The following is a 15,292-nucleotide window of genomic DNA, read 5'->3' as shown; positions in this document are numbered from 1 at the left end:
GCCTGCCGATTGACCAATCTGGCCGACACTGTCATGAGCCGCGGTTGGGGGATCGCACATGCCAACGCTTTATCAACTGAAACCGGCCTTTCAGGCCAGGCTGCGGCCGTTGGCCGACCGGCTGGCCGATGCCGGCGTCACCGCCAACCAGATCACGCTTCTCGCCGCAGCACTGTCCATCGCCACAGGCCTGGTGGTCACTGCCTTTGCCTTCCGTCCCCTGGTGTTCCTGTTGATGCCGGTGGTGCTGTTTGTGCGCATGGCGCTCAACGCCATTGACGGGATGCTGGCCAGGGAACATGGACAAGCATCAAAACTCGGCATGTATCTCAACGAACTCTGCGACGTCGTCTCGGACCTAGCGCTGATCCTGGCCTTTGCCACCTTGTTCCCGGCCTGGGGTGTCGTCGCCTTCGCTATTACCGCCATGCTGGTCGAGTTCGCCGGCGTGCTTGGCGTTGCCGCAGGCAGCGGGCGCAACTATGCCGGGCCGTTCGGCAAGAGCGACCGGGCCCTGGCGCTCGGCGTCATCGCCTTCCTCATCGCCTGCGGCCTGTGGTTCCAAGCGATTGTGCCCTTTGTGTTTCCGGTCATGGCTACACTGTCAGTCGTAACCGCCATCAACCGGATACGCGGCGGCCTTAGAGCGGGCGGCGCATGATGCCAAAGCGTCAGGCGCCCGACCGCCAGAGGGAAACCATGATCCACCAGACCATTGCAGCCGGAGCACCGGCAAGCCTCGAGCGCATCGCGCTGGAGCGCACGTTCAAGAGCCATGACGGCACCGAGATCTTCTACCGCTACTGGCCGGCCGCCGGGTCGACGCCAAAGGGTGCGATCCTTCTGTTCCATCGCGGCCACGAGCATGGCGGCCGCATGGCGCATCTGGTCGACGAACTCGCCATGCCCGACCATGCCTTCTACGCCTGGGACGTGCGCGGCAATGGCCGCTCGGCCGGCGAGCGCGGCTATGCGCCATCCTTTGCCGCCCTGGTTCGTGACATCGACTGCCTGGTGCGTGAGATCGGCCGGGATGGTTTTGGCCAGCGCGACATCGCGCTGATCGCGCAGTCGTTCGGCGCCGTGCTGGCTGCTGCCTGGGTGCATGACTATGCGCCCGACATCCGCGCGCTGGTGGTGGCTTCACCGGCCTTTTCGGTCAAGCTCTACGTGCCCTTCGCCAAAGAGGGCATTGCGCTGTGGCAGAAGCTCAAGGGCCGCTTCTTCGTCAATTCCTACGTCAAGGCGAAGTTCCTGACGCATGATGCCGAGCGCATCGCTTCCTTCGACGCCGATCCGCTGATCACGCGACCGATCGCCTCCAACATCCTGGTCGAGCTTTACGACCACGCTGCCCGCATCGTCTCGGACGCGCGCGCCATCACCGTGCCGACGCAGCTCTTGATCTCCGGCAGCGATTGGGTGGTGCGGCATGGACCGCAGCACGAGTTCTTCGTCAATCTCGGCAGCAGCGCCAAGGAGCGGCATGTGCTGCCCGGCTTCTTCCACGACACGCTGGGCGAGCGCGATCGCAAGCAGGCGCTGGACTTGATCCGGCCGTTCCTCGAAAAGCAATTTGCCACGCGGGAGAAAACCATCGACTTGCTTCAGGCCGACCGCGCCGGCTACACCCGCGACGAGGCCGAGAGGCTCGCCTCGCCGCTGACGCTGTTGTCGCCCAAGGGTATCTACTGGGCGATGAGCCGCGCCTCGATCCGCGTGGGCGCCTGGCTGTCTTCGGGCATGAAGACCGGCATTGCCACCGGCTTCGATTCCGGCTCGACGCTCGACTATGTCTACGAGAACGACGCGCGCGGCAGCGGCTTCATCGGCCGCATGATCGACCGCACCTTCCTCGACGCCATCGGCTGGCGCGGCATCCGCCAGCGCAAGCTGCATCTGGAAGAGCTGATCGGCAACGCCGCCGCCAGCCTGAAGGCAGCTGGCCGTCCCGTCCACATGCTCGACATCGCCGCCGGCCACGGCCGCTATGTGCTCGATGCCGTCGCCAAATGCACTGAACCACCAGCAAGCGTGCGGCTGCAGGATTATTCCGAGCTCAATGTCGGACTGGGTTCGAAGCTGATAGCCGAGCGGCAGCTGCCGACCAGCGTCACCTTTCATCAGGCCGACGCCTTCGATGCCGACATGCTGGCCGGGCAAAAGCCGGCGCCGGACCTCGCCATCGTCTCCGGACTTTACGAATTGTTCGCCGACAATACGATGATTTCCCGCTCGCTCGGCGGGCTGGCGAGCGCCATGCAGTCCGGCAGCCTGCTCGTCTACACCAATCAGCCATGGCATCCGCAGCTGGAGATGATCGCGCGCAGCCTGACCTCGCATCGCGGCGGACAGGCCTGGGTGATGCGGCGGCGCACGCAGGGCGAGATGGACCAGTTGGTGACGGCTGCCGGTTTCGAGAAGATCGACCAGCGCATCGACCAATGGGGCATCTTCACTGTTTCGGTCGCTCGGCGCGTCTGAGACCATGGCCCCGGCTCGGGAACACAATTTGGGTATCGTGCTGAGGGCCGCCCTTTGGTTGGCGCTGCTGGCGCCATTCTTCTATTCGACCTATGGCTTTGCCAACTGGCTGGCATCGCGGCGCGACCATGTCGGCAGCATCGTCTACGCTTGGGAGCACGCCGTCCCGTTCGTCGCCTGGACGATCGTGCCCTATTGGTCGATCAATCTGTTCTACGGCCTATCGTTGCTGCTCAACACGACCAGGCGCGGTGTCGACCGGCTCGCCGGCCGCTATCTCTCGGCGCAGATCATTGCCGTCGCCTGCTTCATCGCGTTCCCGCTGACGGCGACCTTCGTGCGGCCGGCAACCACCGGCCTGCCGGGTTTCCTGTTTGCGGTGCTCGGTGGTTTCGACAAGCCGTTCAACCAAGCGCCGTCCCTGCACATCGCGCTGCTGGTGATCATTTGGGACCATTGGCGTCACGTTCTGGCACGTCACCGTCTCGGCGGCATTCTCCGCCCCCTCTGGCACGTCTGGTGTTTTCTCATCGGCGCCTCGGTGCTGACGACCTGGCAGCATCATTTCATCGACATTCCGACCGGCGCCCTGCTCGGCCTGTTTGCGCTGTGGCTGTTTCCGTCCAAGGGCGAGCTGCCATTCTGGGGTTTTCGGTTGACCGCCGACCCAAGGGCGCGGCGGCTGGCGGGTTATTACGGGCTGGGGGCGGCCCTTGCCCTGGCCGGCGCTGCCGAGGGCGCGTTGGTCTCCGCCGATTTTCTCATCCTGTTGTGGCCGGCATTGGCGCTGGCCATCGTCGCCTTCGCCTATGCTGGGGCCGGGGCCAAAGTGTTCCAGAAGGCAGCCGATGGTAGCGTCTCACTGGCCAACCGTATCCTGCTCCTGCCCTACCGGCTTGGCGCCCGGATCAATGTGTGGGTATGGACCCGCCAACTGGCGCCGCAAGCGGAGATCACCGACGGTGTTTTCCTCGGCCGGTTTCCGAGTGCCGACGAGGCCAACCGCTTCGGCACAGTGATCGACCTTGCCGGCGAGATGGAACGGCCGCGCGGCGTGACCTGCCGCTGGATCAGCTACGCGATGCTCGACCTCGTGGCGCCGCCTCACGACAGGCTGGAGCGAGCGGTGGCGGCGATCGAGCTGGCGCGCCGGCGCGGCACCGTGCTGGTCTGCTGCGCGCTCGGCTTCCAGCGCAGTGCAGCCGTCGTCGCCGACTGGCTGGTTGTGACCGGACGCTCGCACACTGCCGCGCAGGCGCGCAGGAAACTCGCCGCATTGGGCCGGCCCGTGCATCTTCAGATCGGGCTGGAAGAACCGGGGCTGGAAGAACCGACATGAGTTGGCCGGCATGAGTGGCGAGAATTTTCCCGAGAAGGCCGAAATATTCGCCGCCGGGCTGATGGTGCAGGCGGTGTGGCCGATCCTGCTGGTGGTCGCGGCTGTGATGGCAGCGCCGGTCATCGGCCTGGTGGCCGGACCGCAGACGACAGCGCTGTCCGCGGCGGCCTGGCTGGTCGCGGCGGCGAGCGCCGTGGCCACGCTGGCTCTTTCGGCCTTGCTTTTGTTCGATGCGCTGCTGTTCCGGCTGATGGCAAGCCACGCCAGCGAGGCCGCCGGCGGTGCTGCGGTCGACGACGTGCTGACGCGCATGCGCCTGAAGCCCACCGCTGCCGGCGGCCGCTCGCTCGACCGTCGCATGGCAGGCACGCGCCGCCTGCTGACAAGGCAGCGCATGGCGCTCGCCATGTTTGCTGCGGCATCCCTTTTCGCAGCATTTGTTTGAGCCATGACAAAACTTCACCTGCGCGCCAACACCTTCACCTTGCTGCAGACGGTGACCTCGGTCGGCCTGTCGGCGGCGGCCTGGGTGGTAACCGGCGTCAGGCCAATCTGGAACGGCAGCCAGCCGTCGGAGCGGCAGCGCATCTACTTCGCCAATCATGCCAGCCATGGCGATTTCATCCTGCTGTCGGCCTGTCTGAGCGAGAAGGTGCGCGCCCGCACCCATGCGATCGCGGCGGCCGAATATTGGGGCAAGTCGCGGCTGCGCCGCTTCATCGCGCAGGACATGCTGTCGTCCGTGCTCATCCACCGGCAGTGGACCGACGAAACGCAACACCCGATCTCGATCATGCTGTCGGTGCTCGACGACGGCCACTCGCTGATCCTGTTTCCCGAAGGCACTCGCAACACGACGGAGGCGGATCTGCTGCCGTTCCGCTCCGGCCTCTACAATCTGTCGATGGCGCGGCCCGATGTCGAACTCATCCCGTGCTGGATCGAGAACATGTCGCGCGTGCTGCCCAAGGGCCAGTTCCTGCCGGTGCCGCTTCTGTGCCGCGTCGTCTTTGGTCCGCCGGTGGCGATCGCGCCCGGCGAAGAACGCCGCACCTTCCTCGAGCGCGCGCGCCAGACGCTGCTGTCGCTCAACCCGCGTCCCGATCGGGACCACTAGCATGACCAGGCAAAGAGACTTCGTATGACACTGCCGCCAATGCATGAAACCGTCATCCTGCTGGCCGGCCTGATCTGCGTGCTCACCATGGCGAGCATCGTTGCCGGTATCCTCTCATGGCGGGCGCCGAAGCCGCTGCCCTCGACGCTCGTCAACTTGAACCAGCGCATCAACGCCTGGTGGGTGATGGTGCTGGCGATCACCGTCGCCTTCTTCTTCGGCCGCACCGGCATGACCATCCTGTTTGCGCTGATCTCGTTTGCCGCGCTGCGCGAGTTCGTGACGCTGACGCACAGCCGGCGCAGCGACCACTGGGTGCTGCTCGGCATGTTCGGCATCATCATTCCCTTCCAGTACTGGCTGGTGTGGACCGCCTGGTACGGGCTGTTCACCATCTTCATCCCCGTCTACTGCTTCCTCTTGATGCCGGCGATCACCGCGCTCAACGGCGACACCGAGCGCTTCCTCGAGCGCGTGTCCGCGCAGCAATGGGCGGTCATGATCTCGGTCTACTGCGTCAGCCATGTGCCGGCGCTGCTGACGCTCAACGTGCCCGGTTTCGAGGGCCGCAACCTCCTGCTCATCGCCTTCCTGATCATCACCGTGCAAGGCAGCGACGTGCTGCAATACATTTTCGGCAAGCTGTTCGGCCGGCATTTTTTGTCGCCGTCCGTTTCGCCATCAAAGACTTGGGAAGGGCTGATCGGCGGGCTGGTGTCATCGAGCCTGCTCGGCGCGCTGCTGTCGTTCCTGACGCCGTTCTCGCCGCTCGCGGCGGCAGGCGTCGCCTTCATCGCCTGCCTGATGGGGTTCCTCGGCGGGCTGGTGGCGTCGGCGATCAAGCGCGACCAGGGCGTCAAGGACTGGGGTCACCTGATCGAGGGTCACGGCGGCATGATGGACCGCGCCGACAGCCTGGTCTTCGCCGCACCGGTGTTCTTCCACATCGTCCGCTATTTCTGGACGTGAGCTAAGCCGTTCAATCGCGGATGGCGCGGCCTGCCTGCTGCAGCAATTCGAAGGCGGCGAAGCGCTTGTCGTGCCAGGGCACGAGGTCGCCACCGGCCGGGCGATAGATGTCGCCGATGCGCGACATGCCGGTCATCGCCGCGATCACATCGGGATATTTTTGCGCCGCCACCGCCGCCAATATGGACGAGCCGAGCAGCACCGGTTCGGGCGAGGTCGAACCGGCGACGGTCAGGCCTGTGGTGTCGGCCAAAAGCTGACGTACCAGCGCGCTTTGCGCGGCACCGCCGCTGACGACGATGGTGTCGATGGCAATGCCTTTGTTGGCCATCGCCGCAAGGATCTGGCGCACGCCGTAGCCGATGCCCAGCAGGCCGGCGACATAGAGCGCGACCAGACTGTCGAGGGACGTGTCCATGCCAAGCCCGGCGATCAAGGCCTTGGACTCGGGATCGGCGAAGGGCGAGCGGTTGCCGAGGAATTCCGGCACGACATGCAGTCCATCGGCCAGGTGCGCTACGGCGGACAGGTCGGCGGACTGCTTCGCCGCCTGCTGACCAAGCCAAGCGGTCAGGCCGAGACCTTCCGCCTTGGCTTTTGCGGATGCCTCAGCCGTGGCCGGATGGAAAGCGACGAGGTGGTCGATTGCAGCACCCGCCGCCGATTGCCCGCCTTCATTGAGCCAAAGCCCCGGCACCATCGAGGAAAAATACGGGCCCCAGACGCCGGGCACGAAGGCCGGCTCGCTGGTGCTGGCCATGGTGCAGGCCGAAGTGCCGAACACATAGGCCATGCGCGACTGCAAGGTGCCGACCGAGCCCTGCCCGCCAACCGTGCCGACGCCGCCGGCATGGGCATCGATCAGGCCGGCCGCAACCGGCGTTCCCGGCAGCAGGCCGAGATCGGCCGCGGCGGCCTCAGTCAGGCCTTGGGCAAGTGCCGTGCCGCCTTCGACGATTTCGGTGCCGATGCGGGCAAAGCCTTCATCGGCGAGCGCGCCGAGGCCGATGGCACGGAAATAGGCATCGTCCCAGCGCCGCTCATGACCGAGATAGGTCCATTTGCAGGTCAGCGTGCAGATCGAGCGCGCCAGGCTGCCGGTTGAGCGCCAGGTCAGATAGTCCGTCAGGTCGAAGAAATGCTCGGCCGCATCGAAGGTGGCGGGCAGGTTCTCGCGCAGCCACAGCAGCTTCGGCGTTTCCATTTCCGGCGAGATGGTGCCGCCGACATAGTCGAGCACGGCGTGCTTGCCGGCATTGATGCGCTGCGCCTGGTCGAGCGCGCGGTGATCCATCCAGACGATGATGTTGCGCTGACTGTCGCCGGAACTGCCGACCTGCAACGGCGCGCCGTCCTTGCCGACCACGACCAGCGAACAGGTGGCGTCGAAGCCGATGCCAGCAATGTCGCGCCCAGCGAGCCCCGACTTGGTCACCGCCTCGCGCACGCTGGCGCAAACCGCACGCCAGATGTCCTCGCTCGACTGTTCGGCGATTTCGCCGGGCTCGATGAACAGAGCGATGTCGCGCTTCGCCGAGGCAAGCATGGTGCCCTTGCTGTCGAATACCCCCGCCCTGGCACTGCCAGTGCCGACATCGATGCCGAGGAAGTGGGACATGGGAACCTCAGAAGTTAGGCAGTAGGCGAGATGGTCAGCAGTGAACGGCCAGTTGCAAGAGCCTCTCCCCATTCCCTACTGCCTAATGCCTACTGCCTCACAAATCATTGCTCTGCGGCAGGATCACCAGATCCCGGATAGTGACATTTCTCGGCCTAGTCAGCATGAACAGCACGGCTTCGGCGACCTCGACCGGTTGAATCAGGCCGCCCTTGGCCAGTTCATCCTCAAGCTTGTCCTTCGGCCAGTCGCTGATCAGCGCTGTCACCACCGGCCCCGGCTGCACCGCGCCGAGGCGCAGGCCGTGCGGGGCGACCTGCCGGCGCACCGTGTGGACGAAGGCCTGCACGGCATGCTTGGAGGCGGTGTAGATCGGCTCCCAGACCACCGGCACCAGTCCGGCGATCGAGGACGTCACGATGATGTCGCCGGTCTTTCGTTCGACCATATGCGGAAGCACGGCGTGTATGGAACGGAACACCGCGTTGATGTTGAGGTTCAGCATGCGGTCCCACACATCGGGGTCGCCTTCGAGCACCGGGCCTCCGACATAGGCGCCGGCATTGGCGTGGAAGATATCGAGCTGGCCGGCCTTGTCCAGGATTTGCGGCATCATCGTCGCGACGCTGGCCGGCTCCATCAGATCGATCACCAGCGGGATCGCGTTGGGACCGAGTTCGGTGCAGACGCTTTTCAGCGCGTCGGCGGCGCGGTCGACGAGCACAACGCGAACGCCGGCGGCAATCAGCGCTCTCGCGCATTCCAGGCCTATGCCCGACGCGGCGCCGGTGATCGCCGCGACCTTTCCACTCAAATCCTGAGCCATTCTATCCTCGTATCGATTGCGGTTGCGTTCAGGCGCGGCCGTGGGAAACCCGCGAGCGGCGTGCCAGGGAGTCGACGATGACCGCAATTGCCAGAACGGCGCCGGTGATCATGTAGCGAAGCGACGATGACAGATCGAGCAAGGTCAGCCCGCTGGCGATCGACTGGATGACGATGATCCCGAGCAGCGCGGAATAGGCGCTGCCACGGCCGCCAAACAGGCTGGTGCCGCCTATGACCGCCGCCGCAATGGCGTTGAGGTTGACGTCGCCGGTGCCGGCCTGCTGGCTGGCAGAGGCCAGCCGCGCCGCCGACAGCACGCCGCCAAGGGCGGCGAACATCGAGCACATGACGAAGGCGCTGAGGTAGATCGAGCGCACCTTGATGCCGGCGCGGCGCGCCGCTTCGCGGTTGCCGCCGACGGCGGTCATCGAGCGGCCCCATTGGGTGCGGGTCAGCGCATAGTTCATCGCCACCACCAGGCCGACGAACAGGCCGAACATCCACGGTATGCCGCGCGCCTGGTTGAGATAGCCGACGATCAGTTCGAGCAGGATGGTCAGGGCGGCGACGCGCACGATGAGGCCGCCGACAGACGGCGCCGACAAATTGACGGCCCGGCGGCGGCTGACGGTGCGCAGGCCGCTGATCAGCATGACGATGCCGGGCAATGCCGCCAGTGCATAGGACAGCCAGTCCGGCATGACCAGCAACTGGCCGAAATTCACCAGGTTCGAGCCATAGGGCAGATTGATCGAGCCGGTGGAGCCCAGAATATACAGCTGCAGGCCGAGCACGGCGAGCAGGCCGGCGAGCGTCGAGACGAAGCTTGGCATGCCGAGCCGGTTGAACAGCAAGGCATAGAGCGCGCCGATGAAACCGCCGACGGCAATTGCGGCGAGGATGGCGAGCGCCACCGGCCAGCCCTGGTTGACCCACAGCGTGCCTACCATGGCCGAGGCAAAGCCGCTGATCGAGCCGACCGACAGGTCGATCTCACCGACCATCAGCACACAGACGATGCCGAGCGCGATGACGCCGACGGTCGAGCAGTCGAACAGGAGATTGACCAGATTGCTCGACGAGACGAAGACCGGATTGAGGGCGGTGAACACGCTCCAGATGATGACCAGGCCGACGATGACCGGCAACGAGCCGAGGTCGCCGGAGCGGACGCGGTCGAAGAAGGCGCTGATGGCGCCACCAACGCCGGCCTGGTGCTTGACGCGCACGTCGCTGCGGTCGAGGGCCGTCGACGAGGAGGTGTCCTGCTTGGGCTCCGCGCTCATGGCCGCTGCTCCTGATTGTTCGCTTGTTCGGCGGCCTTGCGCCGTTCGGCGCGGCGCGACACTGCATTGTTGGCGGCGCCGGTGATGGCGCTGACCAGTTCCTGGTTCGAGGCGTCGGGTTCGAAGACGCCGTTGTTGCGGCCGAGCCTGAGCACGACTATGCGGTCGGCGACGGCGCGCACGTCCTCCATATTGTGACTAATCATCAGCACGCCGAGCCCACGCTCGCGCACCCGGTCGATGAGGTTCAGCACTTCCGCCGTCTGGGCGACGCCAAGAGCGGCGGTCGGCTCGTCGAGCAGGATGACCTTGGGGTCGAGCAGCAGCGAGCGGGCGATCGCCACGGTCTGGCGCTGGCCGCCGGACAGCGAGGCGACCGCCTCGCGGACGCTTGGAATACGCGCCGACAATTCGTTGAGCAGCGTCCAGGCGCGAATTTCCATCGCCACCTCGTCCAGCCGCAGCGGGTTGATCTCCTTGCCGAGAAAGATGTTGGCGACGACGTCGAGGTTTTCGCACAGTGCGAGATCCTGGAAGACGGTGGCGATGCCGAGCGTCAGCGCGGCGCTCGGGTCGGGCATCGTCACTTGCCTGCCGCGGAAATTGATGGTGCCCGAGCTCGGCTGGTGGACGCCGGCCAGAATCTTGACCAGCGTCGACTTGCCGGCGCCATTGTCGCCGACCAGCGCCACCACCTCGCCGGCATGGACATCGAGATCGATATCGGTGAGCGCCGAAACGGCGCCGAAATTCTTCGAGATGCCGCGCAGGCTGAGCACCAGCTCGCCTGCCGAAACCGGTCCGTCAGAGATGTCAGACATGGTGGCAAACCTTTCCGGATGGGCGGTCAAGAGTGACTGCGAACTTCCGGCCACCGCAAGGGCGGCCGGAAAGCAGGATCAGGATTCTAGGTCATCCTTTTATGCATGTCGTTATCCCAAAACCGCTGCGCACTTTTGGGCGACCTGCATTGTCACTTTGTAATGCCGAGCTTCTTGCAACCTTCGGCGTAGCGGTCGACGCAAAGCTCTTCGGCGGTGTTGATCTTCTTGTCGATGATCTCGGCCTTTAGGTTTTCCTGCGTCACCACCGCCGGCGTGAACAGCTGCGAAGGAGTGTCGTAGAGGGTCATTTCGGCCTTCGGCGTCTCGCCCGACAGAAGCTGGACGGCGACGTTGGCGGCAGCCGCCGCAACGATCTCGCTCGGCTTGGAGATGGTGTTGTACTGATCGCCGGCGATGATCAGCTGCAGTGCGGCGATCGTCGCGTCGTTGCCGGTCACCGGCGGCACCGGATCGACACCGGCGGCCTTGAAAGCGGCGATGGCGCCACCACCGGTGCCGTCATTGGCCGCAACGACGCCGACGATCTGCGTGGAGAAGCGGGTGATCTGGCCGCTTGCCCATTGCTGCGCCTTCGGCGGCGCCCATTCCGGCGTGTCGTATTCGGCAAGGATCTTGTAGCCGCTGTTGTCGAGGCTGGAATGGATGCCCTTCTTGATCAGCCCTGCGGCCGCGTCGGTCGGCGATCCGTTGATCTGCAGCAGGCCGCCGCTGGCCGGGTCGACCTTCAGCGCCTTGAGGTGTTCGACGAGCGAGTCGGCAATGGCCTTGCCGATGCCTTCATTGTTGAACGAGACGTAGAAGTCGGCAGGTGCAGTCGGGATCGGGCGATCATAGGCGATGACCTTGACGCCCTGGCTCTGCGCCAGCTTGACCAGCGAGGCGGCGGCGGTCGAGTCGACAGGGTCAAGCACGATCGCCTTGGCGCCCTGCGAGATTACCGAGTTGAACTGCTGCTGCTGGCGCGAGGCGTCGGCATCGGCGTTCTGGTAGATCACCTTGCAGCCGGGGCAGAGTTTTTTCATCTCGGCGACGAAGCCGGGATAGTCGTGCTGCTCGTAGCGCGTCGAGGCCTGGTCGGGCATCAAGAAGGCGACCGTGGCGTCGGTAACCGGGGCGGCAAAGGCAGCGGTGCCGCCAAGAAGAGACAGAGTGAGCGCAATGGCTCCCGTCGATTTCCAGGCAAATCTGGTCATTTTGATAGCTCCGTTTCAAGGAATGGTTTCATGAAGCCCTGGACACCACATGGCGCCGGGCCTTGACTGCAGTCGGCTGTTGCGAGGAACAACGGAGCACTTGATCCGTGCTGCGCATCCCCTTGATATCCCTGGATTTCGGGACAAGCGATCTCCAGCACGGGGCGCCTCCAACGCACCCCGCGTTCTTACCTCAGTAAACGTCTAGGCTCCTCCCGGTCCTCCCTGTTAGGCGGCAATCTCCGCGCTGATGTTTTCCGCCAGCAGGGCCCTGAAGCGCGAAGGCGACATGCCTTTCTGGGTCAGGAACTGGCGGTTGAAATTCGAGATGTTGTTGTAGCCGGCGGCATAGCAGATCTCGGTGATCGGCATGTCGGCCTCGCTCATCAGCAACTGGCAGGCAAGGTTGATGCGCAGCCGGTTGACATACTGCACCAGCGCCATGCCGGTATGGCGGCGGAAGCTGCGCGAAAACGCGCTCGGGCTGCGGCCGGCGATCGCCGCCAGATCGCTTTCGCTGAACGGCTCGGTCAGGTTGGCGTTGATATAGGCAAGCGCCTTGTTGACGCCGGCCGACATGAAGCCTGAGGGATCCGGCAGATAGCTGGCGCTGGTCAGCGTCCGCACATCGGCGGCGCGGCTCAGAATGTCGATGAGCTCCATGAACAAAGCGATGCGGCGAACGCCTTGCGCCTCGACCAGTTCGGCCAGCACAGGTGCGGCGAGCTTGGCGGTAGCGGTGGAGAACAGCGCGCCGCGGCGGCTGAGCTCGAGAATGTTTTCACAACCGGCAAGTTCCGGCAACGCGGCGGTGGCGTCGGCAATGAACTCTTGCGAGAACTGCACGACGCGGCCGCGCAGCGGCACGCTGGCGCCTGCCGGCACGTCGCTGACCCAGTTGTGCGGCAGGTTCGGGCCGGTGAGCACGAGATTGCCGGGCTCGAACTCGCCGATGAAGTCACCGACGAAATAATGGCCCGTGGTGGCGACGACGTGATGGATTTCGTATTCGGGGTGGAAGTGCCAGCGCACCGTGTGGAAGGGGTAGCCGTGGGCCCAGGCCTTGAACGACTCGCCGCGTCTGATCTGGACGACTTCCAAGTCCGGATTCATGTCAGTTCCTCCCGGCGCCGGTCCGGTCATGCGACCAGTTGCAGTGCCATCTCCCGCAGGCCGCGTTTGCCGCTCTCTGCAGTGATCGAAGCTTAGGCGGCAATTCATGCAGCCGCCACCACGGTGTGTCCACCTCACTGATACTTTTTTGACGTTTTTGTGGTCAAGGCGATACGTATGCGAGTACGCGGGAGAGATCAGGCCCCGCTTGCGAGACGGTGACGACGCAAACGATGTCGCCGGCGGCGAGAGCTGGTCGCTCGATTTCGGCTCCGTCACAGTGACAATATGCAAAGGGAGCGGATCGGCATGACAAGGACGTTCACCTACTCCGGCAGCCCTGCGCATATTGTCTTCGGCAATGGCGCGTCGTCCGAGGTGGGCACCTGGATCGAAAAACTCGGCTGCAATCGCGCGCTGGTGCTGTCGACGCCGCATCGGGCTGCCGACGGCGAGGCGCTTGCCAAGTCCCTCGGCGCGCTGGCGGCCGGCACCTTTTCGGGCGCCGCCATGCACACGCCGGTCGAGGTAACCCAAACGGCAATGGCCAAGGCGACCGAGGTCAAGGCTGACTGCGTTGTCGCGCTTGGCGGCGGCTCTACCACCGGTCTCGGCAAGGCGATCGCCTGGCGCACCGACCTGCCGCAGATCGTCATCCCGACCACCTATGCCGGCTCGGAGGTGACGCCGATCCTCGGTCAGACCGAGAACGGCGAAAAAACCACAATGCGTGACGCAAGGATCCTGCCGGAAGTGGTGATCTACGATCCAGAGCTGACCGTCGGCCTGCCGATAGCGATGAGCGTCGCGTCAGGACTCAACGCCGTGGCGCACGCGGCCGAAGCGCTTTACGCGCAGGATCGCCATCCGATTTCCACCCTGATGGCGAAAGAAGGATTGCGCGCCATGACGGCGGCGCTGCCGGTGTTGACCAAGGAGCCTGGAAATATCGATGCACGCAGCGATGCGCTTTACGGCGCCTGGCTGTGCGGTACGGTGCTCGGCGCCGTCGGCATGGCGCTGCATCACAAGATCTGTCACACGCTGGGCGGCTCTTTCGACATGCCGCATGCCGAGACCCATGCGGTGATGTTGCCGCACACGATCGGCTTCAACGCCGTCGCGGTGCCCGACTCGTTGAAGCCGGTCGCCGACTTGTTTGGCGGCAGTGCGGGCGGCGGTCTCCACGATTTCGCCAAGGCGGTCGGCGCGCCCCTTACATTGAAAGAACTCGGCCTCATGCAGGCCGATCTCGACCGCGCCGCTGAGATCGCGACCAGGAACCCATACTGGAATCCGCGGCCTTTCGACCGCGCCGCAATCCGCGCCCTGTTGCAGGACGCGTGGGAGGGAAGGCGTCCGCAAAACTGACGGCAACAAGCAAGGAACTTACCCGCCGCGAATTCATCAGGATACCGCCACGAGTGGCTCCGCCTGATCGGCGCAGGCCGCTCACGCATATGTGCGCGTGAAAAACTGAGCGGCTCAACAAGCCCATTGACATCAGCCGTATTTTCGACGCAAACGTTATATTGTTACTGTTATACAGTTACACAGCCCGCCTCTCCGGCGACATACCTTTCAGACTGCAAGGAGACCACGGATGCGTCGCATTCCCTTTCTCGCCGCGCTGCTCGTCGCGGTGCCGCTTTTGACCGGCACGGCTGCCCGCGCCGAAGACAAGCTGACCATCGTGGCAGCCGAGAATTTCTATGGCGATCTTGCCCGCCAGATCGGCGGCAGCAACGTCACGGTCACCAGCATCCTGGCCAATCCCGACGACGATCCGCATCTGTTCGAGACCAGCCCGTCGACGGCGCGCACCATCGCCGACGCCAAGATCGTCATCTACAACGGCGCCGACTACGATCCGTGGATGGACAAGCTGCTGTCGGCCTCGACAGCCAAGGATCGCACGACCATCGTCGCCGCCGACCTGATCGGCAAGAAGTCGGGCGACAACCCGCATCTGTGGTACGACCCGGCGACGCTGCCGGCCATCGCCAAGGCGCTGAGCGCCGATCTTGCCAAACGCGATCCGGCCAATGCGGTGCACTACGAGGCGAACCTGAAGGCATTCCAGACCTCGCTCGAGGCCATTGACAAGGAAATCGCCGACGTCAAGAAGACGTACGCTGGCACCGAGGTGACGGCTACCGAGCCGGTCTTCGGCTACATGGCGGAAGCGCTCGGTCTCAAGATGCTGAACTACGATTTCCAGGTGGCCTTGATGAACGATGCGGAGCCGAGCGCCACGCAGGTGGCGGCGTTCGAAAACAGCCTGAAGGACGGCTCGGCCAAGATCCTGTTCTACAATTCGCAGGTGACCGACGAGGCAACGACAAGGCTGCTCGACATCGCCAGGCAGAACAAGGTCACGGTCATCGGCGTCACCGAGACGGAACCGGCGGGCCAGACGATCCAGACCTGGTTCGGCGGCCAGATCGACGCGGTTCAGAAGGCGCTCGCCGCCCGCACACAATGAACGTGACTGCGAATG

Annotated in this window: 14 protein-coding genes; 8 read left to right on the top strand and 6 right to left on the bottom strand. The window is 64.6% G+C overall.

All coding sequences use genetic code 11. The features are described from left to right. Positions 1-58 precede the first annotated feature (58 nt). The 6 genes from NKK50_RS26005 to NKK50_RS25980 are packed head-to-tail and all read left to right on the top strand — an operon-like array spanning position 59 to position 5,909. Positions 59-661, top strand: coding sequence for a CDP-alcohol phosphatidyltransferase family protein (locus tag NKK50_RS26005; RefSeq protein WP_023688982.1), 603 nt, complete (start codon positions 59-61; stop codon positions 659-661). Between the two features lie 41 nt (positions 662-702). Then, positions 703-2,484: a bifunctional alpha/beta hydrolase/class I SAM-dependent methyltransferase gene (locus tag NKK50_RS26000; protein ID WP_031204364.1), complete on the top strand. Its 1,782-nt coding sequence runs from the start codon at positions 703-705 to the stop codon at positions 2,482-2,484. A gap of 4 nt (positions 2,485-2,488) precedes the next feature. Then, positions 2,489-3,823 (top strand): phosphatase PAP2/dual specificity phosphatase family protein, encoded by a 1,335-nt coding sequence (locus NKK50_RS25995; protein WP_031204366.1) that lies wholly within the window; start codon positions 2,489-2,491, stop codon positions 3,821-3,823. A 10-nt stretch (positions 3,824-3,833) separates the two neighbouring features. Continuing rightward, positions 3,834-4,268 carry a hypothetical protein gene (locus NKK50_RS25990; RefSeq protein WP_023834519.1) on the top strand — a complete coding sequence of 145 codons (435 nt, stop codon included), beginning with the start codon at positions 3,834-3,836 and terminating at the stop codon, positions 4,266-4,268. Positions 4,269-4,271: 3 nt separating this feature from the next. Beyond that, positions 4,272-4,940: a lysophospholipid acyltransferase family protein gene (locus tag NKK50_RS25985; protein WP_023672504.1), complete on the top strand. Its 669-nt coding sequence runs from the start codon at positions 4,272-4,274 to the stop codon at positions 4,938-4,940. A 39-nt stretch (positions 4,941-4,979) separates the two neighbouring features. Beyond that, positions 4,980-5,909: a phosphatidate cytidylyltransferase gene (locus NKK50_RS25980; protein WP_031201228.1), complete on the top strand. Its 930-nt coding sequence runs from the start codon at positions 4,980-4,982 to the stop codon at positions 5,907-5,909. 10 nt (positions 5,910-5,919) lie between these two features. Here NKK50_RS25980 and NKK50_RS25975 read toward each other — a convergent pair whose 3' ends face one another. The 6 genes from NKK50_RS25975 to NKK50_RS25950 all read right to left on the bottom strand — a co-directional run bounded on the left by NKK50_RS25975 (position 5,920) and on the right by NKK50_RS25950 (position 12,792). Further along, the gene (locus tag NKK50_RS25975) at positions 5,920-7,527 is read right to left on the bottom strand and encodes an FGGY-family carbohydrate kinase (protein WP_023735451.1); all 1,608 of its coding nucleotides are present in this window, start codon (positions 7,525-7,527) and stop codon (positions 5,920-5,922) included. Between the two features lie 97 nt (positions 7,528-7,624). Continuing rightward, positions 7,625-8,353, bottom strand: a complete 729-nt coding sequence (locus NKK50_RS25970) for an SDR family oxidoreductase (protein WP_023735452.1) — start codon at positions 8,351-8,353, stop codon at positions 7,625-7,627. A gap of 28 nt (positions 8,354-8,381) precedes the next feature. Beyond that, on the bottom strand, positions 8,382-9,641 hold the full coding sequence (locus NKK50_RS25965) for a sugar ABC transporter permease (protein WP_023672500.1): 1,260 nt from the start codon (positions 9,639-9,641) through the stop codon (positions 8,382-8,384). Next, on the bottom strand, positions 9,638-10,462 hold the full coding sequence (locus NKK50_RS25960; protein ID WP_023715131.1) for an ATP-binding cassette domain-containing protein: 825 nt from the start codon (positions 10,460-10,462) through the stop codon (positions 9,638-9,640). The genes NKK50_RS25965 and NKK50_RS25960 overlap by 4 nt, the downstream gene beginning before the upstream one ends. 152 nt (positions 10,463-10,614) lie before the next feature. After that, positions 10,615-11,679, bottom strand: coding sequence for an ABC transporter substrate-binding protein (locus NKK50_RS25955; RefSeq protein WP_023672498.1), 1,065 nt, complete (start codon positions 11,677-11,679; stop codon positions 10,615-10,617). Positions 11,680-11,907: 228 nt separating this feature from the next. Beyond that, entirely contained in the window at positions 11,908-12,792 is an 885-nt protein-coding gene (locus tag NKK50_RS25950; RefSeq protein ID WP_023672497.1) for an AraC family transcriptional regulator, read from the bottom strand. A gap of 309 nt (positions 12,793-13,101) precedes the next feature. Between NKK50_RS25950 and NKK50_RS25945 the strand changes: the two genes are divergently transcribed. Then, positions 13,102-14,163, top strand: coding sequence for a maleylacetate reductase (locus tag NKK50_RS25945; RefSeq protein WP_352500377.1), 1,062 nt, complete (start codon positions 13,102-13,104; stop codon positions 14,161-14,163). 232 nt (positions 14,164-14,395) lie between these two features. Continuing rightward, positions 14,396-15,277 (top strand): metal ABC transporter solute-binding protein, Zn/Mn family, encoded by an 882-nt coding sequence (locus NKK50_RS25940; RefSeq protein ID WP_023672495.1) that lies wholly within the window; start codon positions 14,396-14,398, stop codon positions 15,275-15,277. Positions 15,278-15,292 lie beyond the last annotated feature (15 nt).

This window comes from Mesorhizobium sp. M0001 (assembly GCF_040324255.1).
Classification (GTDB): Bacteria; Pseudomonadota; Alphaproteobacteria; order Rhizobiales; family Rhizobiaceae; genus Mesorhizobium.
This window is presented reverse-complemented; position numbering and strand designations above follow the sequence as displayed.